The sequence below is a fragment of the Lactobacillus sp. VURO6/B1 (VP7) genome, assembly GCF_058139575.1.
On sequence record NZ_JBVOWJ010000009.1, the window covers coordinates 72882 to 98345 of the forward strand.

Sequence of the window (25464 nt, forward strand, 5' to 3'; positions counted from 1 at the left end):
TAGTTCTTACTAGTAAGTACGTAAAATAATCTGATAATTTTTAAAAGTTTTAGTTCAGTAATTAATCTTGCTCTTCATCAGTTTCTGCAGAAGTTGCTACTTCTTGGTCTTCTTCAGCAGGAACAATTGCCAGACTGGCAACTTTATTGTTGTCATTGACTTTAATCAAGCGCACACCGAGAGTGCTACGACCTGTTTGAGAAACATCGTTGGTCTTAAAGCGAATCATGATGCCATCATCAGTGATAACCATAATATCCTGACTGCCATCAATCACTGTTACTCCTGACAAGGGACCATTTTTCTCAGTAATATTTGCGGTTTTAATACCTTTACCGCCACGACCCTTTGTCGGATATTCGGCAGCGGCTGTTCTCTTGCCATAGCCTTTTTCAGAAATGACCAAGACTTCATCACTATTCTTAATGACACCGGAACCAACAACATAGTCGTTTTCGCGTAAATTAATTCCGCGAACACCGGCGGCTGTTCGACCCATTGATCTAACATTTTTTTCATTAAAACGCACTGCATAACCTAAGTGAGTACCGATTAAAATATCCTGCTTGCCATCTGTAGCCAAGACATTATTCAACTCATCGCCATCACGCAAAGTTAATGCAATTAGACCACTATTGCGGATGTTACCAAATTCACTGACATGAGTACGTTTGACCGTTCCCATCTTCGTAATAAAGAACAGGTACTGGTCATCAGCATCTTCAGGAATATTGACAATTGTTTGGATCTTTTCGCCTTTTTCCAGTTGCAACAAGTTGACTATTGGCAATCCTTTGGCAGTACGACCAAATTCTGGAATTTCATAGGCTTTCTTGGAATAAACCTTGCCCTTGTTGGTGAAAAACAGCAACATATCGTGGGTACTGGAGTAAATTAGGTTCTCAATAAAGTCTCCGTCCTTAACGCCCATGCCCTTAATACCTTTACCACCGCGATTTTGGGTCTTAAATTCAGTAATTGGCATCCGCTTAATGTAGCCACTATGGGTTAAAGTCAGTAAAACATCTTGTTTTTCAATTAAATCTTCATCTTCAATTGAAACTACTTCACTGGCACCAATTTTAGTCCGTCGCTCATCACCAAAACGCTTTTGAGTATCCAGCAATTCATTGTAAATGATCTCATTAATGCGCTCTGGTTTTGCCAAAATATCTTTATAATCGGCAATCTTAGCTTGCAAATCTTTGTATTCAGCCTCAACCTTATCACGTTCCAGTCCGGTTAACCGTACCAGCCGCATGTCTAAGATCGCTTGTGACTGCTTGTCATCAAGACCAAAACGACTGATTAAGGCAGCTTTTGCAATATCACTTGAATGACTCTGACGGATTATATGAACAATTTCGTCAATATGATCAAGAGCAATTTGCAGACCTTCAAGAATATGAGCTCGGGCCTCAGCCTTTTCCAACTCAAATTTAGTTCTGCGGGTAACAACATCTTCTTGGTGTTCCAAGTAATACTGGAGCATTTGCTTGAGGCTGAGAAAGTGCGGTGCGCCATCGACGATTGCCACCATGTTCATCCCGAAGTTGGCCTGCATTTGGGTCAGTTTAAACAAATTATTTAAAACCACACTGGCACTGGCATCTCGGCGGATATCAATAGTTATTCTCATCCCTGTCTGATCTGATTCATCACGCACACCGGTAATACCATCAATTGTTTTTGCCCGCGCTAAGTCGGCGATTTTCTTAACCAGTTCAGCCTTATTAACTAAGTAAGGTATTTCAGAAACAACTATTCTTTCGCGACCACTTTTTTCAGTTTCAATACTAGTGTTGGCACGAACGACAATATTCCCGCGACCAGTTTCATAGGCACGATAAATACCGCCGCGACCCATGATAGTGCCACCGGTAGGAAAATCTGGGCCCGGAATTGCCTTCATCAATTCTTTAGTAGTGACATCAGGGTTGTTCATCAACATGTGCAACCCCTTAATCACTTCTGATAAGTTATGCGGCGGTATGTTGGTAGTCATACCGACAGCAATACCGCTGGTACCATTAACTAATAAGTTTGGTATTCTAGCTGGCAATACAACTGGTTCATTTTCAGAATCATCGTAATTACGCTGCCAATCAACAGTATTTTTATTGATATCGCGCAACATTTCAACGGCAATTTTGCTCATGCGCGCCTCAGTATAACGCATTGCGGCCGGTTCATCGCCATCAACTGAGCCAAAGTTACCGTGGCCGTCAACGAGCATATAGCGGTAACTGAAATCTTGTGCCATATGTGCCATAGCCAAATAAATTGAGGAATCACCGTGAGGATGAAACTTACCCATAACTTCTCCCACGATTCTGGCTGATTTTTTGTATGGTTTATCTGGTGTAACTCCTAGTTCACTCATGCCATAAAGAATCCGGCGTTGAACTGGCTTCAAGCCATCACGCACATCGGGTAAAGCCCGTGCTACGATAACGGACATGGCATAATCCAAAAACGAACTATTCATTACGCTGGTCAGATCAACGTTTCTTATTCTATGATCCTGACCTTGATTGTCGTTATCCATTTAAACCTCCTATGCATCCAAGTTTTCAACGTATTTAGCGTTAGTTTCAATAAAATTGCGCCGTGGTCCTACTTCATTGCCCATTAGCAATTCAAATACTTCATCAGCATTTTTAGCATATTCCGGGCTAACACGGTCAAGCCTCCTATTTTCAGGATTCATGGTTGTATCCCATAATTGTTCCGGATCCATTTCACCTAGTCCCTTATAGCGCTGTACCAGCGGCTTGGGACTCGGTTGTAAACTACCTAAATAGTCATGCAATTCTTCATCGGTATCTAAATATCTGACGACTTTGCCCTGACGCACTTGATATAGAGGCGGACGTGCAATATAAACGTAGCCTTTTTCAATCATCGGACGCATGTAGTTATAAAAGAGGGTTAAAAGCAACGTCCGAATATGAGCCCCATCAACATCGGCATCAGTCATAATGATTAATTTGTGGTAACGAGCTTTAGAAACATCAAAGTCTGCTCCAAAACCGGTTCCTAAAGCTGTAAACAGTGACCGAATTTCTTGGTTAGCCAAAATGCGGTCCATTGAGGCTTTTTCAACGTTCAAAATTTTACCACGGATTGGCAAAATTGCCTGAGTTAATCTTGAACGTCCTTGTTTAGCAGAACCACCAGCAGAATTACCCTCAACTATGAATAATTCAGAAATGCTAGGATCATTACTAGTGTTGTCAGCCAATTTACCAGGCAGGTTAGCAATTTCCAGTCCTGACTTTTTACGTGTAACCTCACGAGCACGTTTAGCAGCTGTCCGAGCCCGTTCAGCTAATTGAGCCTTTTCAACAATTTTGCGGCCAACTTGCGGATTTTCCATTAAGAAACGGTTAAAGGTTTCAGAAAAAGCCCGATCTACGGCTGTTCGAGCATCAGAGTTGCCTAATTTAGTCTTAGTCTGACCTTCAAATTGGGGGTTAGGGTGTTTGACAGAAACTACAGCTGTCATTCCTTCACGAATATCTTCGCCAGAAAGATTATCATCACTGTCTTTTAGCAGTTTAGTTTTATGAGCATAGTCATTAACTACCCGCGTTAAAGCCGTCTTAAATCCAGCCTCATGCATTCCGCCTTCATAAGTATGAATGTTGTTGGCAAAGGTCATTAACGTTGTTTTATAGCCTTTTGTATATTGCAAAGATACTTCAACGTTAATATCGTTGTCGTTACCTTCGACATAGATTGGTTCATCGAATAATACTTCTGTATCACGGTTTAAGAAAGAAACATACTCCTGAATACCACCTTCATAGTGGTAAACATCGGTTTCTGCACTATCTTTGCGCTTGTCGGTAAAAGTTAATTTTAAGCCTTTGTTTAAAAAGGCCAGTTCACGAATACGATTTTTAAGGATCTTGTCATCAAAAGAAGTAGTTTCAGTAAAAATATCAGGATCTGGGAAAAAGTGTACTATTGTACCATGTTCAGATAAGGGCACGTTTCCAATCATTTTCATTTCATCAACTACGCGACCACGACTGAAGTCAATAAAATACTTTTTCCCGTCACGCATTGTTGTAACGTCAAGCTTAGTTGACAAAGCGTTAACGACAGAAGCACCAACCCCGTGCAAACCGCCAGATACTTTGTAGCCGCCACCGCCAAATTTACCGCCTGCATGTAAAACAGTAAAAACCGTTTCAAGTGCTGGTCGGCCAGTTTTCTTTTCAATATCCACCGGAATACCACGCCCATCATCTTGAACGGTGACACTGCCATCTTCATTAATAGTGACTTCAATCTTACTGGCAAAGCCTGCTAGACTTTCATCAATACCATTATCAATTATTTCCCAGACTAAATGATGCAATCCCTGAGAGCTAGTTGAACCAATATACATTCCTGGACGTTTACGAACTGCTTCAAGTCCGCCTAAGACTTGAATCTGACTGGCATTATATTTATCGGCTTCTTTTTCGTATTGCTTAATTTGATTAAGATTTTCTTTGTTATTATCTGCCATGCAATTTCCCCTCTTCTAAATAAATTTGTCCAGATTTTATGCGGTATATTTTCGGCTTTTTAATTATTTCCCAGGAAATACCCTCAAGATCTGTTGTCGTAATAAATGTTTGCGTTTTGCCGTGGATGTAGTTAAGTAGAGCACTTTGACGGTTATGATCAAGCTCGCTCATAACATCATCGAGCAATAATAATGGATACTCATCAGTTATCTGGTGCACAAGTTGAATTTCGGCTAATTTGATGCTAAGTGCGATAGTTCTTTGTTGGCCCTGAGAGCCAAACAGATGTGCATTTTTACCATTAAGTTCAAATTCAATGTCATCCCTGTGAGGACCACTTAATGTTGTACCTTTGAAAATTTCAAGCTTTTGATTTTTTTGAAAATTATTTAATACTTTATGGTAAACTTCTTCGACACTGTCTTTTGCAGAAATTTCCTTTACTGATGGTCGATAAATTACCTTCAATTTCTCTGCACTGGTACTAATATGCGCATATGCATCTCTAGCATATTGGTCTAAATAATTTAAAAATTGAAAACGACGAACAATTACTTCTGCAGCCACACCTGCCAGCTGATCTGATAAGACCTCTAAAAACATAGTGTCCTGGGCTTCGCCCTTGGCTAACTGTTTTAAATAATTGTTTTTTTGCTGCAAAACTTGCTTGTACTTGCCCGCAAAATAGAGGTATTCCGCACTAATTTGACCAAATTCCTGATCCATAAAACGTCGTCTTAAATTAGGTGCACCTTTAATCAGATCTAAATCTTCAGGAGAAAATAAAATAGCGTTCAATTGTCCCACATACTTGGATAATTTCGCTTGTTCGACTCGATTTACCCAAACTTTTTTACCCTTAGTGGTAATTAAAACCCGCAAGGATAAATCAATTTGACTTTTATAAATGTGCCCCGAAACATTGGCATAATCTTTACCAAAAGCAATTAGTTCTTTGTCGTTGCTGGTCCGGTGGGATCGTGTTAAAGCCAAAAAATAAATTGCTTCAAGCAGATTAGTTTTGCCTTGCGCATTTTGTCCTATAAAAATATTGACGTTAGGATCAAAATCTACTTCAAATTGCTGCAAGTTGCGGTAATTTTGAGCGATAAAATGCTTGAGATACATAACCTACCGCAATTCGTAAGATTCGTGGTTAACTTCAAGTTTATCACCGGAGCGTAATTTCTTACCCCGCCTATTTTCTTTGACTCCATTCACTAAGACCGGATTTTCTTGCAGATACCACTTAGCTTGACCACCTGAAGAAATAATACTTTCTTCTTTTAAAAACTGCCCTAGAGTAATGTATTCACTCGTTACTTTAAATTCTTTGATCATAACCACCTTCACCCTTTAAATACCTATAATAAGTATATTCGTTTCACAAGCAAAAAACAACTAAAAGCCCATATAAAGCCATATAAACGGATTTTTTTCAAATAAACAATTCATAGTGATTGACCTCAAAAATAAACCAGCAAGCTTTTGTGGTCGATTATAAAAATTCTGCCAGAAAAAAAGCCATCAATTGATGACTTTTTCTTTTTGTTAAGTTTGACAATGATTAAAATGTTCTAACCGGTGTAATTAATTGAACAAAATTAATATCAGTTTTATCTGGATTCACAGTAAATGGACGCAGCGGCTGGGTGAAATCCATTATGACAGAATCTGTTACTGAAGCTTTTAGTGCATCACGTAGATAATCCGGGTTGAAAGAAATCTTTAAATTGTTGCCCTCAAGTTTCTTAAAACTGACATCTTCTTCAACATTACCAATTTCTGCTGATTCACCCGATAATTTAGCACTTTGTTTTTCAGTATCTAATGTTAAGTCGACCACATTATTACGTCCCGCATGCGTCAATAAACTTGCCCGATCTAACGCACTGGAAAGTTCCATCAAATCAAATTCTACAGTTGTTGTACTGTCAGTCGGAATCAGGCGCTCAGTATCAGGGTAACTACCTTCAAGTAAACGTGAATAAAACAGAATGTTGCCAATTTCAAAAAGTACTTGATTTTCACCAGGGCAAACTTTAATTTCTGGATCTGTTTCACCGATGATGCGCGCAAGTTCCAATAAACTCTTTCCCGGAATAATCAGATCCGTTTTAGCTTGCGGTCCATTTTCCAAAGTCAATGCTCGACTAGATAATCTGTGTGAGTCTGTCGCTACAGCATGGATTTTGTCAGGACTAAAAGTAAAGTGGACACCTGTCAAAACTAGGCGACTTTCCTGCGTTGCTACCGCAAATTGGGTTTCATTAATAATTTCACGAAAAGTTTTTCCCGAAATAACAAAAGAGGACTCGTCTGGAATTTCCGGTAATCTGGGATAGTTATTGGCATCTAAGCCATTGATAGTAAATTCACTGTTTTCAGAGATAATTTGTGTTTGAAAACTTTCTTTGACTTCTAATGAAAATTCTTTTCCTGGCAAACGCCTAATAATTTCGCTAAAAAACCGAGCCGGTAAAACAATTGAACCTGTTGAGTCAACAGTTAAATCTTCACTTACTGGTATCTTTATCTCAATTGAAATATCTGTATCACTACCAGTTAAGAGCAATTCCGTTTCCGTTAAATTAAGCTTAATTCCGCTAAGAATTGGAATTGTTGCCCTTGAAGAAATAGCATGCATTACATTGTTTAAATTGTCTAAGAAAAGATTTCTATTTACTGTAAATTTCATTTGGTGCCTCCTGTTATTTTGTCTGTTTCCTTTATATTAATTATATATTTAATTAGTAGTATTAGTAGGTCCTGTGATTTCTGTTGAAAAGCTAAATGACACTTAAAATAACGTAATTATTACGGTTAAGAAAATGTGTACAAGTCTGTTACTTATCCACAGTTAATAACTTTTAGCGATCAAGCATTTGCTTTAAGTCAAAAACTGCAGTTTTAATATCAGAATTCGTTTTAATTTCCCTGCTAATTTTTTCATAAGCATGCATCACGGTTGTATGATCCTTGCCACCAAATTCCTGACCAATTTTAGGCAGGCTGGAGTCAGTCAGTTCACGAGACAAGTACATTGCAATTTGCCTAGGAACCACAATTTGTCTGACCCGCTTTTTTCCTTTCAACTCCGTTGTTGAAGTTTGGAAATAATTAGCAACAACTTCTTGAATTTTTGAAATTTGCAGACCTTGGTTTTTTTGAACTAGTTTAAGGTCTGCCAAAGCTTCTCGAGCCAAATTAACATTGATATCTTCATGCTCAATTGTGGCGTGGGCTTGTACTTTTACCAAAGCCCCTTCTAGTTCACGAATATTAGTGTCAACTTGCGAAGCTATGTAGTCTAAAGTGCTGTCGTCGATTGTTAAATTTTCAGCCTCAGCTTTTTTGCGTAGAATTGCAATCCGCGTCTCCAAATCAGGCGGAGTAATTTCAACTTGCAAACCCCAAGTAAATCTTGATACCAGCCGTTCTGACAGATCAGGAATTTCAGTTGGCAGGCGATCACTCGTCATGACTATTTGCTTTTGATCATTGTAGAGAGTCTCAAAAGTATGGAAAAATTCTTCTTGAATACCCTCTTTTTTAGCAAAAAACTGAATATCATCTACAAGTAATAAGTCGCAAGTGCGATATTTTGCGCGAAATTGATCCTGAGTTTTATTTTTGATTGAGTTAATAAAATCATTAACAAAAGTTTCGCTTTGAATATAAACGACTTTGGCATTGGGCCGCTCGGCCAGCATTTGATGCCCAATAGCTTGCATCAAGTGTGTTTTTCCTAGTCCCACGCCACCAAAAATAAAAAGTGGGTTATAAAAGCTGCCCGGACTGTCTGCAACGGCCAAGGCTGCACCCGCGGCCAATTTATTGCCTTCACCCTGAACAAAATTGTCGAACGTATACTTTTCGTTAAGCTTAAGATTCCGCACAAACGCATTTTCCATTTGTGGCCGCGAATTTTCTGATATTGACTCGTTTTTTGGCTTAGGTGTTACCAGTCGTTCACTGCTTTTTTCACCTTCAATTTGAAAAACAGGCATGACCTCAATATTAGCATAGCCGTAGGCAGATTGAATTAATTGTGAAGCCAAATTTTTTTCCCAATATCCTTTGGTTACAGGATTTTGCACGGCAATTTTCAGTTCGTGCGTATCTTTATTGTAGGAAATTGGTCTGGTATTTTTAAACCATGCATTATAAGCAACTTCATTAAAATGTTCACGCATCTCGCTATTGAAATGATGCCAAAATTTATTAATGTCAAACAAAATAATTCCCTCCGCGTACGTTAAGCAAAACTTATTTTACCATCTATTAAAAATGTTTTCCACAAGTGCACAAAAAGAATTCAGAATTAACAAGCTGTGGATATAATTTACAGGAAAATACACAAAAAAGTGAGTAATTTTGAGCTGTTTTTGCTTATTTACAATTTTAACTGTGGAAATCTTTTGCTTTAATAGCAGTAAATTTCACGGAGCGTGAAACATATTATCCACATAGTGTGCATAACTTTTTTAACAAGCTGTAGATTGTGGATAAATTTGTGCAAAATGCTGTGAGTTAGGAACATGTGGATAAGTTAAAGGCTGCTATTTTAAACAAATAAAACGAAGTTTAAATGGAAAGTTGCCTTTTGTCTTAACATAAAATAAAAGCTAATATCTATCTAATATAATTAACAATTGTGACTTTTAAAATTCTTACTGCTAATAATATAAAGCTTATACTTGCTTGGTTATGAACCAGCGGATAGTTTTATGAATAATTTTGAAGAGATTTTCTAAGTCTATTAAAACTTGTAAATGAATAAAAAGCGTCTCTACTAAAATAAATTAGTAAAAACGCTTTTTACAATTTTCTAAAAATTAGTTTTTTAATATTCTGATGAACCGGTTGTTACATCAGTTTCTGCAGGCGTAACATTGACTTCTTCTACTAAACCGGAGAGGACTCTGCCGACTCTGCGGCCTGAATGCATTCCCTCGGCTAAGGCAGTACCTGATGATGGGTAATAATTTGCATTCCAGCCACCAGAGTTGCAGCCGACAGCATACAGGTGAGCAATCTTTCGGTCATCTTGATCAACTACTTCATAATTAGTAGTTACTTTTAAGCCGCCAATTGCACCAAAATTGCTGTCCTTGTGAGCATAAGCATAGAATGGAGCATGTAATTCTTGCAGGCCTTCTTTACGACCAAACTCTTTGTCCGCACCATTTGCGGTGTTTTTATTCCAGGTCTCTAGTTGCTGCGTTAAGTTTTCAGCTGGTACGTTGATTTTAGCAGCTAATTCTGCAATTGAGTCTGCTTTAAACATTTGTCTGGAATTAATATCCTTCTCCGTGTCTGCAGCAGATTTCCAAGGTGTAAATGGAGCAGAGAAAGTCGATGAATCGAAGATCTGCCAAGTCGGCTTATTCCAAATTAATTCTTGCTGATAGGTAGCACGGGTTAGATAGCCGTAAGTAGTATCTTCGTTAACATAACGTTTTCCATTGCCATTTACGTAAAACATTGGTGGCGTCGGCAAATTATCTGCTGCACCTACATTGCTCTTAAAATCAACATCCATAGAGCCGCCCAAACCTTCAGTTGCAGCGTTAAGTGCTAATCCCATCAAAATACCGTCGCCGGTATCGTATTTAGAATTAGTCAAGGCATGATTTTTAATATCACGATATTGCTGAGGCGCAAATTCTTTAGCTAATTTTTCGTTATAGTCAATACTTGCAGTAGCCAAGACTACACCTTTATTAGCGCGATAATAACTAGTTTTGCCTTTGCAATTTGTTACTACGCCAACAACTGATTTGTCAGTATAGCTGCTAGTTACTAAATTAATTACAGGAGTATCAAAGAAAATCTTTATTCCCAAACGGTCAGCTTCTTTTCTTACAGCGTCAATCATTACGCAGCCACTGCCTAAACCGCCACCGTGTTCATAAACGTGAATTCTTTGCGCAAAGTAATCTTTGTTTTCATAAGGAATGACTCTGTGGCCATAGACAGAGGTCCATTTTATTCCTAAACTTGCCAGCCATTCGATGTTATTAGCAGCATCCTCGGCTAATTCTTTTATCATTTGAGGATTTACTCTGCCTTCACCGGCTTGAATTAACTCTTGAGCATGTAGTTCAGGATTGTCATTTTGATAGCTTGTAAATTCTTTTTGATATTTATCGCCAGAACCCTGAATAACGCCAGCGGAATAATTACTGGTTCCGCCGACCATACCTGTTTTTTCAAAAATAACTACGTTGTTGCCATGCTTTTTGGCTTCAATAGCAGCTGATAATCCAGAGATACCTGAACCAACAACAATCACGTCATAGGTATCATTAAATTGCACTTGAGAAGCGATATACTTGTTACTGTTTACTTTGGCATAAACCGGATAGTTTGGCTTCTTACTTGGTTTTACTTTAGGATTAACTGCATCGTCTGCAGTTAATTTTCCCTGAGCAACTTCCAAGGCTTTATTTACGCCATTAACAACTGCTGAAGTACTTACTGAAGCGGATGTAACAACATCAACATCGGTATTGCCTGCTTTTTCAATTCTGTTAATCATCGTTGGAATTGCATAGGATCCAACTGTATATGGCTGGATACCGTCAACTGCAACTTTGATTATTTTACCATCCTTTAATGTAACGTTACTGGTTAATAAGCTGTGAAAGCCTTGAGCAGCACCTTTAAAAACACCACTTACCATAAAAATCTCCTTTTTTATATCAAAATTATTTAAAGCACTATGGAAAGCGCTTGTCTACAAAGTCAATTTTATCATTAATAAGTAATAGAATGATTAAAAAAGTGTAAAGAATGTGAAATACTGAGTAAACCAAATTGATCTTAAAATAATGTTATTGTGGCAAGTAAGTGCACTCTTTGAAAAAGGTTTCAAAATCAATACCATGATATTATTTAGAGCAATTTGTGAAAGGTAAAACAAAACTCATAATTAAACTTGATAGTAAAGTTATAAGCAAGCTTTTTTTTGATACAATTAACAGTGCCGAATAATCTAATCATAAGCAACTGAAAATATTTCTTTTTATGAGGCACCAATATGAATTATCAAGATTATGTTGAACAAGGTTTAAAAGATGACGGCAATTTAAAGCTGATTCTTAAAGGAAATGTAGAAAATAACGGCCATAATAAGATTGGGGTCGTCAGCGTTGTTTACATTACAAAGGATGTTGAAAAAGCTAAACAGAAATTAAGTGAATTAAATGCCAGTAAGAAAGAAGAAGACTATTACATGGTTTATAGCTGCCCTTTAGATAAATATTTACCAGATCTGGGACATTATCCGTCAATTGAAATTACGCAAGGTGACTTGTCCTAGGGTATATCTTTAGATATGAACGGGATAAAATTAAAATCAGGTCACATCTTTGAATAAGGAAAATGGAGATTATAAAGTTAGCCAAGCGCTTTAATGAAAAAGGTCAAGTCCTATTAGAATGAGGCCGTATATTTAGGTAATAAATTCGCATTTTTTGACTTTTTACTTGGTTTTTTACTTTAATCATGGTATTCTAGATATTAAATTGTGCAGTCTGCATACAAAAAATTGGAGGTGTAGTTTAATGACAACTAAAAGAACTTACCAACCTAAAAAGCGTCACCGTTCAAGAGTTCATGGCTTTATGAAACGGATGAGTACATCTAATGGCCGTAAGGTTTTGGCTAGACGCCGTGCAAAGGGTAGAAAAGTCTTATCTGCTTAAACCACTGAAATCCCAGTGGTTTTTTTAATTTATAAGAGTGGAATGAAACGTTTTGAGAAAGTCTTATCGCGTTAAAACAGAAAATGATTTTCAAACAGTTTTTAAATCAGGTAATTCAGTAGCAAACCGGGCTTTTGTTGTTTATCAACTGGATAAACCAGAAAACAAGCATTTTCGCGTTGGTATTTCTGTTGGTAAAAAAGTCGGGCATACTGCTGTAGTTCGTAATCGCCTCAAACGTTATATTCGTGCAGTTCTTACGGAAAATAAACCTTTAATTAAGCCACATGTTGATTTTCTAGTCATTGCTAGACCGTATGCGCGTAATTTTAGATGGGATGATGTTCGTAAGAACCTCTTGCATGCACTCTTTTTAGCCAATATAATTGAAGAGATACCGAATAAAGTTGAGGAAAATTAGAGTGAAAGACATTTTAACTAAAAAGAATGTCAAGCGTCTACTTGTACTGCTGACAGTGGTTGCATTAGCAGTTGTTTTAACAGGATGTGCATCCACTGGCACGCTAAAACCAGTTTCACATACAAGTGGCAGCTGGTGGGATCGCTGGGTCATTTATTATATGTCCACGTTTTTGTTGTGGCTGTCGAAACTGATTGGCAACAATTACGGCTGGGCAATTATTATCTTTACAATCATTGTACGGCTAATTTTGTACCCGCTTAGTGCAATTCAGATTAAGAGCACTACTAAGATGCAAAAAATTCAGCCGGAAATGGACGCTTTGCGTAAGAAATATCCTGGCAGCGATACAGAGTCGCGTACTTTACTTTCGCAAGAAACAAATAAGCTCTATAAAGAAGCTGGGGTTAATCCCTATGCCGGCTGTTTGCCTTTAATTATTCAGATGCCAGTTATGCTTGCATTATACGGAGCGATTGCGCAAACTCCCCAGCTCATGACTGGCCACTTTATGTGGATGGATTTAGGTAAGCCTGACCCATACTTTATTATGCCGATTTTATCAATGATTTTGACATTTGCGTCAACATACATTAGTCAACTTTCAATGCCAAAGGAATCACAGACTTTGTCATCAAAAATTATGACTTACGGGATGTCAATTATGGTTGGTGTAATGGGGATTTACTTCCAGTCAGCTATTGTAGTTTACTGGGTAATTTCTAATTTATTCCAGGTAGTTCAGACTTTTATTCTGCAGAACCCAATTAAATATCGGCGTGAGCAGGAAGAAAAAGAGCGCCAGGAGCGTGAACGTAAACGGCAACTGAGAAGAACGTATAAACGGTTAAAACGCAGAAAATAATATTAATCTAAATTAATGATTTAGATAAAGTAGTCAAAGTGCTTTATCCATCATGATTATTCATGGTGGAATAATGCGCTTTTTTTATTGAAAAGGAGAAAATCATGGCACAAACTTTAACGGAGTTTGATACAATTGCAGCGATTTCAACGCCAATTGGTGAAGGTGGGATTTCTATTGTCCGCATGTCTGGTGAAGAAGCAGTTAAAATTGCCAATCAGGTTTTCAAGGGTGCGAATTTAACTAAAGTGCCAACGCATACTATTCATTATGGACATATAGTTGATCCTGCAAGTGAGCAGGTGATTGACGAAGTTATGGTATCTGTAATGCTGGCACCTAAGACTTTTACCAGGGAAGATATTGTTGAAATTAATTGTCATGGCGGCATTGTTGTTACTAATCGTATTTTGCAATTATTATTAAAAACTGGTGCGCGCATGGCCGATCCTGGTGAATTTACTAAAAGGGCGTTTGTTAATGGTCGCATTGATTTAACTCAGGCTGAAAGCGTAATGGATATTGTGCGCGCTAAAACTGATAAGGCCCGGCAAGTGGCTGAAAATCAGCTGCAAGGCGGCCTACTTGAGAAAATTAGGGCAATGCGGCAGGAAATTTTAGATACACTAGCCAATGTCGAAGTTAATATTGATTATCCTGAGTATGATGCAGATACTGTCACGGGCAAGCAGATGACCAGTGTTTCCCAGGCAGTTATTGCTAAAATAGATAAATTGCTCAAAACGGCAAGTGAAGGAACGGCGTTACGTAACGGCTTAGCTACTGCAATCATTGGTCAACCTAATGTCGGGAAATCATCTTTACTTAATTATCTGACTCAAAGTGATACGGCAATCGTGACAGATGTTGCCGGCACGACGCGTGACACATTAGAAGAATATGTCTCGGTTAAAGGCGTCCCCTTAAAATTAATTGATACTGCCGGCATCAGACATACTGATAATAAGGTAGAAAAAATTGGAGTTGAACGTTCCAAAAAAGCACTGGCAAGAGCTGATTTGGTTCTACTCTTGTTTGATTCAAGTAAGGAATTGACCTCTGAAGATTATGCCTTAATTGATGCCACTAACGGTAAAAAGCGTATTGTCATTTTGAATAAAACGGATTTGGGACAAAAAGTTTCTGCTGCTCAGGTTAAAAAGTTGACCAAGAGTCCAGTAATCGCTATTTCAATCTTACAGAAACAAAATCTTGATCAGTTAGAAGATGCAATTAAGGAACTGTTTTTCCAGGGTATTGAGAATTCTAACGATCAAGTAATGGTAACCAACCAGAGACAAGTAGGCCTGCTGGAAAAGGCCAAAAAGCAGCTGCAGGATGTCGTTCAGGCGTTAAAAGACGAAGTACCTTTAGATATTGCCCAAATTGATTTCAACGGTGCTTGGGATACATTAGGCCAGATTACAGGAGAAAGTAGTCCGGATGAATTAGTTAATGAGTTATTTAGTCAATTTTGTTTAGGAAAATAGGTGGAAGTTAATGATTAAGAGTTATGACTCAAATGATTATGATGTCATTGTAGTTGGGGCTGGTCACGCTGGCAGTGAGGCTGCTTTAGCTAGTGCCAGAATGGGCCAAAAAACACTACTGTTAACGATTAGTCTGGATATGGTAGCATTTATGCCCTGCAATCCATCAGTAGGTGGCCCTGCCAAAGGTACGGTAGTGCGAGAAATTGATGCTTTAGGCGGCCAAATGGGTAAAAATATTGATGCAACCTATATTCAGATGCGCATGTTAAATACGGGTAAAGGACCAGCTGTACGGGCCTTGCGGGCACAAGCTGATAAATGGCAATACCATGAGCAGATGAAAAAAGTGATTGAAGAAACGCCTAATTTGACTTTAAGGCAGGCGACAGTTGATGAACTGATTGTCGAAGATGGGGTCTGCAAAGGCTTAATTACTAATACTGGGGCTAAATATCACGCTAAAAGCGTTGTTCTAACCACTGGTACGTCAGCTCGCGGGCGCATTTTTATTGGTGAATTAAATTATTCTTCCGGACCTAACAATACTGTTCCAGCAATTAAATTATCAGAAAATCTGGAAAAATTAGGCTTTAAACTGCGTCGTTTTAAAACGGGCACGCCTCCACGTGTTAACAGCAACACCATCGATTACTCTAAAACTGAGGAAGAACCTGGTGATAAAGTTCCGCGTCATTTTTCTTATGAAACTAAAGATGAAGACTACCTCAAAAATCAGGTTTCCTGCTGGATGACATATACTAATAAGACTACACATAAAATAATCAACCAAAACCTGACCCGGTCCCCAATGTTTTCAGGAGAAATTAAGGGAGTGGGACCACGTTATTGTCCCTCAATTGAAACCAAAGTAGTTCGTTTTGCGGACAAGCCGCGTCATCAGATTTTTCTAGAGCCAGAAGGTAAAAATACTAAAGAAGTTTATGTCGGCGATTTTTCAACCTCAATGCCGGAAGAAATTCAGTTAAAAATGCTGCATTCGGTTGCCGGCCTTGAAAACGCGGAATTGATGCGGCCAGGCTACGCCATTGAATACGATGTAATTGATCCCTGGCAGTTAAAACATACCTTGGAAACTAAAAATATCAAAAATTTATTCACTGCGGGCCAAATGAATGGCACATCAGGCTATGAAGAAGCGGCAGGACAAGGTCTGATTGCTGGTATTAATGCCGCTTTGCGAGCTGCCGGTCAGCCGGGCTTTACCTTAGGCCGTGATGAAGCTTATATCGGTGTTTTAATCGATGATTTAGTAACTAAGGGGACAGAAGAGCCTTATCGTTTACTAACTTCACGTGCAGAGTACCGTTTGATTTTGCGTCATGACAATGCTGATTTGCGTTTGACGGATTACGGTTTTCAACTGGGCTTAATCTCTGAAGAGCGCTATTCCCAGTTTTTAGCAAAGAAAGAACAAATTGCGCAGGCTGCTAATGCTGTTAAAAAGATTACTGTTCACCCCACTAAAGAGGTACAAGACTACCTTGCAAGTATCGGAGAAGACAAGCTTAAAGCTGGTGTTAAAGCAGATGTTTTCTTAAGAAGGCCCAAAGTTAGGGTAGCGGATATTGAACGCTTGACGGGGATGCCTATTTCGAATGAACGCTATGTCAGGGAGCAGATTGAAATCAACGTTAAGTATGCTGGCTATATCAAAAAGGAACAGCAGCAAATTAATAAATTACACCGTCAGGAAGCAAAGAAAATTCCTGCAGACATCGACTATAATGCAATTGATGGTTTAGCAACGGAAGCGCGCGAAAAATTTGCCAAAATCAGGCCAGAAACAATTGCGCAGGCTGAACGGATTTCGGGAGTTAATCCGGCAGACATGGCAATTCTAAGCGTTTACGTGCAAAATGGTCGCTACGCTAAAATTCATAAATAAATTTAGTAAAAACTTAAAACTTATAAAAAATATTTTTCTTTAAATAATGCACACAAAAGAATACACAAATTTTATGGTAATGATCAGACAATCACAAATATGATTACTGCTATTACCTAAAAGTTATAAATTAATTGCTTAACTTTGTGAAGATAATATTTTTACAAAGCGCTTACATCTTGTGATAATCGTTAATTTTGGTCACTTGAAATTGTGAAATTATATGTTTTAATACAATATGTAAGTAAACATGTATTTAAGGAGATGCACTTTAAAATGGCAAAAATTAATGGCGCAAATGCCATGCTCCAAGTTCTATTGGACTGGCATATTGATCATATTTATGGTTTTCCGGGTGGCTCATTTGACTCAACAATGAATGCTATCCATGACTTTAAGGGTAAGATGAAGTATATTGAGGTTCGGCATGAAGAAGCCGGTGCTTTAGCTGCTTCAGCTGAGTATAAATTTACTGGCAAGGTCGGCGTATGTTTTGGTTCAGCCGGTCCTGGTGCTGTTCACTTGATGAACGGTTTGTATGACGCAAAATACGACAAGGTACCTATGGTAGCTATCGTAGCTAACGTTCCAACTGGTCGTCAGGATATGGATTTCTTCCAAGCTTTTGATGAAAAGCCTTGGTTTGATCCAGTCGCTGTTTGGGATCACCAAATCAAGCGCGCAGATCAAATTCCTTCAATGATGGATGAAGCAATCCGTCAAGCATATGCTAAGAAGGGTCCAGCTGTCTTAATTCTTCCTAAGGACTTTGGCTGGGACAAGATTGATGACAATTTCCGTGTAAATTACAATGCATTGCAAGCAATTCCTAATTATGCAGCTCCAAGAAAAGACGAAGTTGAAGCAGCTGTAAAAGTTCTTGAAGAAGCAAAGAACCCAGTTGTTTACTTCGGTTTAGGTATGAAGGGTCATGGCGATGTCTTAGAAAAATTCGCTGAAAAATTCAAGACTCCATTGATGTCTTCAGTTATGGCTAAGGGTGTTGTTGAAGATAAATGCCCAGCTTACATGGGTTCAATTGGTCGTGTTGCTCCTAAGCCAAGTGACGATATTCAAACTCATGCAGATGCTGTTATCTGGGTAGGTAATGACTCACCATTCTCATTGTTCTTCTTTGACCCTAAGGCTAAAGTTGTACAAATTGATGTTGACTCAGAAAAATTAGGTAAGCGTCACGCAGTTGATGTTCCAATTTTGGCTGACGGTGCTAAGACTTTACAAGCTATTATTGATGCTGGTCAAGCTCGTGAAGAGTCACCACTTTATAAGGCTGCTATTGCAGATCGTCAAAACTGGGAAGAATGGGAGCACAGCTTTGATGATTCAGACGAAATGCCAATTCGCCGTGAACCAATCTTTGACATCATCAACAAATATGCTGATGATGATGCACAATTTGCTATTGATGTTGGTAACATCAACATTGACTTCCAACGTTTAGTAAACTTGCATGATGACCAAACTTGGGCAACTTCAGGCTTGTACGCAACTATGGGCTTTGGTTCACCAGCTGCACTTGCTGCTGCAACTGCTCACCCAGAACGCGAAGTTTGGAACTTGAGTGGTGATGGTGGTTTTGCCATGATGAGCCAAGAATTGTTGACTGAAGCTCGCTACAACATGCATATCTTAAACGTTGTCTTTACAAATGAAACTTTAGGTTACATTGAAGCTGAGCAAGTTGATGAATCACACCAACCATTATCAGGTGTTATTATGCCTAATAACGACTGGGCTAAGGTTGCTGAAGGTATGAACGTGAAGGGTGTAACTGTACGTACTAAGAAGGAATTCGAAGACGCAGTTAAGGAATTCAAGCAAATGGATGGACCAATGTTGGTTGACATCAAGTTCACTCATGACATGCCTTACTCAAGTGAATTGAATGCTCTTGATGATCCAGAATTCGTTAAGAAGTATCAAGCAGAAGCATTGAAACCATTTAGCTACTTTGCTGACAAGTACGGTGTAGTAGCAGATGTTGCTTCAGGTGCTTCAGAAGCTGAAGAAGAGGAGCCGGAGCCAGAACCAGAACCTGACACAACTTCAGGTGCTTCAGCTCACTAATAGCCATATTTATAGGTTTGAAAAAAGCGAAACTTTTTGAAAGTTTCGCTTTTTTGCGATCTTACAAGTATAATGGTAGAGTATGAAACTTAAATGATGGAGGACTATAAATGCAACAGTTCGGAATTATAGGCTTATCAGTAATGGGTAAGAACCTTGCTTTGAATGTAAGAAATAATGGCTTTTCCGTTTCTGGTTTTTCTATTGATAAACCAGAAGTAAATGCTTTTGCTAAATATGAAGATGATAAGTTGAAACCAACATATTCATGGGAAGAATTTGTTGATTCTTTGGAAAAACCACGTAAGATTTTAATCCAAATTGCGGCTGGTAAACCAGTTGATGAAACTTTACAAAAATTATTACCACTTTTGGATAAAGGCGATATTTTACTTGACGGTGGAAATTCAAACTTTCATGACACTAACCGGCGCTATCATGAAATGGAACAACATGGTATTCACTTTATTGGCATGGGTGTTTCAGGCGGTGAAGAGGGTGCTTTAAATGGTCCAGCTCTGATGCCAGGTGGAGATGAAGATGCTTATAAGAAAGTCGCTCCGATTTTAGAAGCAATTGCAGCTAAAAACTCTGAAGGTCATCCATGCGTCAGCTTTATTGGGCCTGAAGGCAGCGGTCACTATGTTAAGATGGTACATAACGGGATCGAATATGGCATTATGCAGGAATTTTCTGAAGTTTATGATATCCTACGTAAAGTTGCAGGCAAAACAAATGATGAAATGTCAGCTATTTTTGCTCACTGGAACGAGGGGCTGGTTAAAGCCTACCTAAGTGAGATTACGGCTGAGGTTTTAAAGCAAAAAGATAACCTAACCCCTGACCATGTAATTGATCATATCTTAAACGTGGCTTCTTATAAGGGTACTGGGAACTGGATGTTGGAAGACGGTGTTCATCTGGGAGCTCCAATCAGCGTTATTGCAGAAGCAGTTATTAGTCGCTTCATGTCTAAGGCCACTACTCGTGAAGGTAAAGAAATAAAGTGGAATGGTGAAGTCCCTCAAGATTTGATTGATAATTTGGGTAAAGCACTACAATTATGCCAAGCTGTTGCTTACGCCCAAGGCTTCCAACAACTAAAAATGGCTGCTGATGCATATAACTGGGATTTACGCTATCCTGCAATTGCTCAATCTTGGGAAGCAGGCTGCATTATTCGCTCATCAATGCTAAAAGATATTGAAAAGGCATTTGCTGAGGGTAAAAAACTCGATAACATGTTCCAAGATCCTTACTTTAAAGACTTAATGGATAAAAATATCCCAGCATTACGTAATGTGATTTTACTGGCAACTAAAGCTGGTATTCCAACTCCAACATTAAGTGCATCATTGAACTACTTGGAATCGATTTTCAATCCTAGTCTACCTGCAAACTTAATTCAGGGTCAACGTGATTACTTTGGTGCTCACACTTACTTTAGAAACGACCGTGATGGTGTTTATCACACAGAATGGTATGAAGAAAAATAATGTTACACGTGTAACAACTAAAACCAGTTAAGTCGCGACTTTAACTGGTTTTTTGCTAGTGTTAAATAAAGAAAGTGGAGGTAAAATGAGAGGTAAAAAAGTACAGATAAAACTCTTAGTAGAAGCGATACTAGTAGGGCTTGCTAGTGGCTTTGTCGTGGGAATTTTTCGCTTTGGCATAGGAAAGATGACGGAGCTGTGGCTTAACTTGTTTCACGTGGCACATCAAAGTGCATTGTGGTTCATCCCAATTATATTTGGCCTTATTTTAGTTGGATTAATCGCAGGTTATTTTGTTAAGCAATATCCCCATGTTGGCGGCTCTGGTATCCCGGAAGTTAAATTGCAACTTGAAGGAAATTTAACCTTACAATGGTGGCCCACATTATGGCGTAAAGTTATTGGGGGTATTTTAGTAATCAGTACAGGCCTGTTTTTAGGCCCTGAGGGACCTTCTTTACAAATAGGCTCAACTATCGGTCAAGGTGTTGGCGAAGGCACTAAGGAGTCGAAAACTAATGCTCGAGTACTATTAGCTACCGGAGCGGCCAGTGGATTAGCTGCAGCTTTTGGAGCACCATTAAGTGGTGCGTTGTTTGTACTTGAAGAAGTTTTTCATAATTTCTCTCCCCGCGTTTGGCTGAATGCACTGGCGGGAGCATTAGTATCAGATTTTGTTGTATCAAATATTTTTGGTCAAAAGCCATCTTTGTCTCTCGTTTATCGTCATACTTTTCCTGTAAAGCTCTATGGTTACTTGTTACTTTTAGGCTTAATTTTAGGTTTACTAGGTCACTTTTATAAAGTTGGTTTATTTAAGGGAAAAAAGTTATATGCTAAAATTACTTTCTTACCTAGTTGGCTATATGGATTAATACCTCTTATTTTATTGATACCAATTGCCTATTTTTGGCCCTTAATTACTGGTCCGGGAAATAGATTGATTTTAGCCTTACCACAAATTATTAAACAAAGTAGCTGGAAAATAGTTGGAATGTTACTGTTTTTCTTTATTGTGAGAATTATTTTTTCTATTATTTCTTATGATTCAGGCTTGCCTAGTGGTATTTTCTTACCCATATTGACAATGGGAGCTGTGATTGGTGCCAGCTACGGCCTTATTTTGGTTCAATTACATTTATTACCTGCAAAATTGGTAATTAACTTGATTATTTTTGCAATGGCCGGGTTCTTTGCTGCTGTAATTCGAGCTCCATTTACTGCTATTATATTAATTACGGAAATGGTGGGGTCACTGCTGCATTTAATGCCTTTGGCTGTGGTAGCTTTTGTTGCCCTGCTAGTTGATGAATTGCTTAATGGAGACCCAATTTATGGCACATTGGCGCGAGCAATGGTCGCAAACAATAAGGAACCTACCCCCGCGATATCAGGTAAAACTGACCAACTAACGGTACCAATTTATGAGGATAGTCAGCTCGCAGGCAAAAAAATCATGCAGATTAAGTGGCCTAAACATACATTGGTTAAGGCAGTGTATCATGATGGCCAGTATCTGATTCCCAACGGACGAACATTAATTAAAGCTGGTGATTCATTAGTTTTAACACTAGATGCCGGCCAACGTGGAGAAGTATTTGGCCAGATTAAACAAATGCAAAGAGTAAAATATGATGGCTAAAAAGAAGCCTTAGTTACAATAATACCCCCGAATTTGCTCTAAATTTGGGGGTATTTCATAATGTTTTTTGACTGGCTTTAAATTTTATTTTTTTAGATATTTAGGCGAAGTTTCTGGTGCCCAGATTAAACAAATGACAAAAGCAAGAAAGAGAACGCAAGCACAAATAAGCATTGCTAAGTTGGGTCCACCAAGTTCTGTTAAAATTGGCAATAAAAATGTACCAGCAGCAGCGCCAATGCGACTGATTGTAATGCAAGTTCCCACGCCGCTTGCTTGAACTTTGGTGTCAAATAATTCGGTAGGATAAGGATAGTCAAGTACCAGACCTGAAGATAAAATGACTGCAAAAATTGAAAAGATAACTATTTTAATTAAAGAAGAAACATGAGGCATTAATGCTAGAATTCCTATTAATAGTGCGGATAATAGAAAATTACTGATTAAAAACAAACGGCGACTGAGATGATTAAAAAGATAAATGCCTAAAAATATTCCAACTAGCATGCTGACATTGTAAAGATCTCCTGAAACTTTAGGATTACTAATGTCCATGCCTTGCAAAAGAATTGGTAAAAAAATACTGATTCCAAAAAATGCAAAGGTTTGGCAGGCGTAAAAACTTCCTCCCACTAATGTACTGCGTAAGTATTTTTTACTAAAAAGAACTGTCCATGAAGTTTGTCCAGCCTTTTTAGGACGCTTAAAGTGACGTGAGATGCCCCATTTATGACCTAGTATTCTACCAATAAGTCTGTTAGCGGCTTTAATTTTACCTTTGCTGGCAAGCCATCCGGGTGAAGGTGGCAATGGAAATAGGCTGCGAAAGAGCGCAGTAATCAATGCTGGAATAGCACCTGTTGCTAAAATGATCTGCCAGGTATGACTACCATAGCCTACCAAATATGTACCGGTTAAGTATGAGGCAATGAAGCCTAAAACCCAATAGATTAACAAATGACTCTGCCTTTTGCTGTCTTCGCCTTTAGGCAGCCATTCAGTCAATAGAGCATTTCCAGCGGTATAATCAATCGCCATCATTAGTCCAATGCCGATCCTGATTAGAAAGGTTAAAGAAAGACTGGTTGTCAGAGGATGAAAAAGAGAAAGAATGGCTAAAACATACATATTGCTCATCAGTAATTGACTGCGACCAATTTTATCGGATAAGCGACCAATCAGAGCACTGCTGGATAAGCCTAACAACCCACCGGCTCCAATTAATCCAGTCCACATGTTACTAATTTGAATGTATTTGGCAGCACTGTTCATAGCTACGCCAGTAATTCCTAGTGAAAAGCCACAAGTAAATTGCCCTAAAGCAATTGCAGTCATTACACGTAAATGAACTTTTGAAAGAGGTGCCTTTTTATAATCTTTTTTAATTGTTTTTGTCTTTTTTTCTTTCATGATAATAGACTAAATACGAGCTACTTAATCTACTTTACAACTTCCCCTTCATTGAATGAATTAACTGCTACATAACATAACAAATTTTGACGATTCGTGCAAAAATAACCTAAAATAAATCAAAAGCAAAAGTTCATTTTTTAAAAATTAAAATGAATATAACTAAAATTAAGGCTGCAAGGAGCCAAATACTAAAATTTACCACTGCTTTTGCAGCATTTTTATTATCAAGGTTAGTGTGATTAATCAAATATTCGCAGGCAAATATCAAAAAGCTGAATGTGGCCAACCACAAAATGGCGCAGAGTCTTCCAGCAGTTGAATAAGGGAAAAAGCCAGAATTAAGACTGGTTAGTAAAGCAACAACAAAAAACGTAACAGTGCCAATATAGCGGCTGAACCATTTCTCTTTAGTGTTGGACATGATAATTTACCTTCTTTCATGAATAAAATGTAAATATTTTTATGAATTATAATAGCAAGTAAATAAAAAATAAAGTGTAATTTATCAATTAAATATAAACAAAAAGGTCACTTCAAAAAGTGACCTTTGTAATTAGACAGATATTCTTACATATTTGTGATCAGGAAAAAGAGGACAAATACGACTAATAGAACATACATCATTGGTGAAACTTTCTTGGCCTGTTTAGAAGCGATCATAGTAATCGGGTAAGCAATCATGCCTAAAGCTAAACCGTCTGAAATGCTATAAGTTAATGGCATACCAACTACCGTTAAAAACGCTGGAAAAGCAATTTCAAACTTATCCCAGTTAATTTTCTTCAGGTTGCCTGCCATGAGCACCCCAACAATAATTAATGCTGGAGCAGTAACTGTAGTAGGGATAACTGCTAAAAGTGGACTAAAAATCATTGAAATCAAGAAAAAGATTCCTACAAAGATTGCAGTTAAACCTGTGCGACCACCCATAGCGATACCGGCACTTGATTCAACAGATGTACCAAGTGGTGCAGTTCCTAAGACTGCTCCTTCAACCATGGCTAACGAATCCGATAGGAACGCTCTACCAATTCGTGGTATTTTACCATTTTGATCAACCATTCCTGCTTGTTCAGTCATGCCAATCAGCGTTCCTGCAGTGTCGAAGAAAGTAACCAGTAAAAAGGTTAAAACTACCATGAATAGTTGGGGAGTATTAATATCTTTTAAATGAAATACGGCTTGACCAAAGGTAGGAGCAATGCTTGGTGCGCTGGCGATAATTCCTTTAGGAACAGCTACTTGGCCAATAATAACCCCAAAGACAGCTGTTACTACCATACCGATAAAAATGGAACCTGGCACATTCATTGCCATTAAAATCACAGTTAAAACTAAACCAAAGAGGGTAATCCAAACGGCTGGTGAATTAAATTTGCCCAAAGTAACTAAATTTGAATCACTATTGACAATTAATTTGCCGTTTTGCAGGCCAATAAAGGCAATAAATAAGCCAATACCAGCCGAAATAGCATATTTCAAATCCTGTGGAATGGCATCGACTACTATTTCACGAAGTTTCAAAACTGTTATTAAAATAAACAAAACAGATGCAACTAAAACAGCAGCTAAGGCAGTTTGCCAGTTAATGTGCATTCCGCCACAAACGTTGTAAGCGAAAAATGCAGCACTGCCAAGTGTGGGAGCCAAGGCTACAGGATAGTTAGCAACCAGACCCATAATAAAACAGCCTATTGCAATTGAAACTGCGGTTACTGTAAAAGCCGCTCCCTTATTAATACCTGCTGCGTGTAAAATGTTAGGGTTAACAAAAAGGATGTAGGAGAGACTGACAAACGTGGTTAATGCAGCTATTAACTCGCGCTTAACAGTGGTATGAGCATCGTTTAAATGAAAGACTTTATCTAATGTCGTCATTTTTCCTCCAAAAAATATTAAAATTAT

19 protein-coding genes are annotated in these 25464 nt (G+C 38.3%); 9 read left to right on the forward strand and 10 right to left on the reverse strand.

Annotated features, from left to right (window positions below):
• Positions 1-61: 61 nt before the first annotated feature.
• The 7 genes from gyrA to ACZ2M0_RS06410 all read right to left on the reverse strand — a co-directional run bounded on the left by gyrA (position 62) and on the right by ACZ2M0_RS06410 (position 11211).
• Positions 62-2548, reverse strand: a complete 2487-nt coding sequence (gyrA, locus tag ACZ2M0_RS06380) for a DNA gyrase subunit A (RefSeq protein WP_490058915.1) — start codon at positions 2546-2548, stop codon at positions 62-64.
• Positions 2549-2557: 9 nt separating this feature from the next.
• On the reverse strand, positions 2558-4522 hold the full coding sequence (gyrB, locus tag ACZ2M0_RS06385) for a DNA topoisomerase (ATP-hydrolyzing) subunit B (protein ID WP_490058916.1): 1965 nt from the start codon (positions 4520-4522) through the stop codon (positions 2558-2560).
• Positions 4512-5651 carry a DNA replication/repair protein RecF gene (gene recF, locus ACZ2M0_RS06390; RefSeq protein WP_490058917.1) on the reverse strand — a complete coding sequence of 380 codons (1140 nt, stop codon included), beginning with the start codon at positions 5649-5651 and terminating at the stop codon, positions 4512-4514. The genes gyrB and recF overlap by 11 nt, the downstream gene beginning before the upstream one ends.
• A 3-nt stretch (positions 5652-5654) precedes the next feature.
• Positions 5655-5864 (reverse strand): S4 domain-containing protein YaaA, encoded by a 210-nt coding sequence (gene yaaA / locus ACZ2M0_RS06395; protein WP_046331322.1) that lies wholly within the window; start codon positions 5862-5864, stop codon positions 5655-5657.
• Between the two features lie 226 nt (positions 5865-6090).
• Positions 6091-7221 carry a DNA polymerase III subunit beta gene (gene dnaN / locus ACZ2M0_RS06400; protein ID WP_462985146.1) on the reverse strand — a complete coding sequence of 377 codons (1131 nt, stop codon included), beginning with the start codon at positions 7219-7221 and terminating at the stop codon, positions 6091-6093.
• Between the two features lie 172 nt (positions 7222-7393).
• A complete protein-coding gene (dnaA, locus tag ACZ2M0_RS06405) occupies positions 7394-8761 on the reverse strand; it encodes a chromosomal replication initiator protein DnaA (RefSeq protein WP_419512634.1) in 1368 nt (455 codons plus the stop codon).
• A 608-nt stretch (positions 8762-9369) separates the two neighbouring features.
• A complete protein-coding gene (locus ACZ2M0_RS06410; RefSeq protein ID WP_490058918.1) occupies positions 9370-11211 on the reverse strand; it encodes an FAD-dependent oxidoreductase in 1842 nt (613 codons plus the stop codon).
• 357 nt (positions 11212-11568) lie between these two features.
• Between ACZ2M0_RS06410 and ACZ2M0_RS06415 the strand changes: the two genes are divergently transcribed.
• The 9 genes from ACZ2M0_RS06415 to ACZ2M0_RS06455 all read left to right on the forward strand — a co-directional run bounded on the left by ACZ2M0_RS06415 (position 11569) and on the right by ACZ2M0_RS06455 (position 22146).
• A complete protein-coding gene (locus ACZ2M0_RS06415) occupies positions 11569-11850 on the forward strand; it encodes a hypothetical protein (protein WP_462985148.1) in 282 nt (93 codons plus the stop codon).
• Positions 11851-12094: 244 nt separating this feature from the next.
• Positions 12095-12235 (forward strand): 50S ribosomal protein L34, encoded by a 141-nt coding sequence (rpmH, locus tag ACZ2M0_RS06420; RefSeq protein WP_003549412.1) that lies wholly within the window; start codon positions 12095-12097, stop codon positions 12233-12235.
• 52 nt (positions 12236-12287) lie between these two features.
• Positions 12288-12656 (forward strand): ribonuclease P protein component, encoded by a 369-nt coding sequence (gene rnpA / locus ACZ2M0_RS06425; protein ID WP_223902273.1) that lies wholly within the window; start codon positions 12288-12290, stop codon positions 12654-12656.
• 1 nt (position 12657) lies between these two features.
• The gene (locus tag ACZ2M0_RS06430; RefSeq protein ID WP_046332870.1) at positions 12658-13521 is read left to right on the forward strand and encodes a membrane protein insertase YidC; all 864 of its coding nucleotides are present in this window, start codon (positions 12658-12660) and stop codon (positions 13519-13521) included.
• A 104-nt stretch (positions 13522-13625) separates the two neighbouring features.
• Complete coding sequence (mnmE, locus tag ACZ2M0_RS06435; RefSeq protein WP_490058919.1) at positions 13626-15011, forward strand: tRNA uridine-5-carboxymethylaminomethyl(34) synthesis GTPase MnmE; 1386 nt, start codon at positions 13626-13628, stop codon at positions 15009-15011.
• Between the two features lie 10 nt (positions 15012-15021).
• Positions 15022-16920 carry a tRNA uridine-5-carboxymethylaminomethyl(34) synthesis enzyme MnmG gene (mnmG, locus tag ACZ2M0_RS06440; RefSeq protein WP_223902275.1) on the forward strand — a complete coding sequence of 633 codons (1899 nt, stop codon included), beginning with the start codon at positions 15022-15024 and terminating at the stop codon, positions 16918-16920.
• Positions 16921-17196: 276 nt separating this feature from the next.
• Positions 17197-19008, forward strand: coding sequence for a pyruvate oxidase (spxB, locus tag ACZ2M0_RS06445; RefSeq protein ID WP_419512627.1), 1812 nt, complete (start codon positions 17197-17199; stop codon positions 19006-19008).
• Between the two features lie 110 nt (positions 19009-19118).
• Complete coding sequence (gene gndA, locus ACZ2M0_RS06450; RefSeq protein ID WP_490058920.1) at positions 19119-20504, forward strand: NADP-dependent phosphogluconate dehydrogenase; 1386 nt, start codon at positions 19119-19121, stop codon at positions 20502-20504.
• An 85-nt stretch (positions 20505-20589) separates the two neighbouring features.
• Positions 20590-22146: a ClC family H(+)/Cl(-) exchange transporter gene (locus tag ACZ2M0_RS06455; RefSeq protein WP_490058921.1), complete on the forward strand. Its 1557-nt coding sequence runs from the start codon at positions 20590-20592 to the stop codon at positions 22144-22146.
• A gap of 84 nt (positions 22147-22230) precedes the next feature.
• Here the strand turns inward: ACZ2M0_RS06455 and ACZ2M0_RS06460 are convergent, their stop codons facing one another.
• From ACZ2M0_RS06460 to ACZ2M0_RS06470, 3 genes are all read right to left on the reverse strand, one after another.
• Positions 22231-23559 carry an MFS transporter gene (locus ACZ2M0_RS06460; RefSeq protein ID WP_490058933.1) on the reverse strand — a complete coding sequence of 443 codons (1329 nt, stop codon included), beginning with the start codon at positions 23557-23559 and terminating at the stop codon, positions 22231-22233.
• Between the two features lie 130 nt (positions 23560-23689).
• On the reverse strand, positions 23690-23980 hold the full coding sequence (locus ACZ2M0_RS06465) for a hypothetical protein (RefSeq protein WP_490058922.1): 291 nt from the start codon (positions 23978-23980) through the stop codon (positions 23690-23692).
• A 146-nt stretch (positions 23981-24126) separates the two neighbouring features.
• The gene (locus ACZ2M0_RS06470) at positions 24127-25437 is read right to left on the reverse strand and encodes an NCS2 family permease (protein WP_223902280.1); all 1311 of its coding nucleotides are present in this window, start codon (positions 25435-25437) and stop codon (positions 24127-24129) included.
• Positions 25438-25464: the final 27 nt, after the last annotated feature.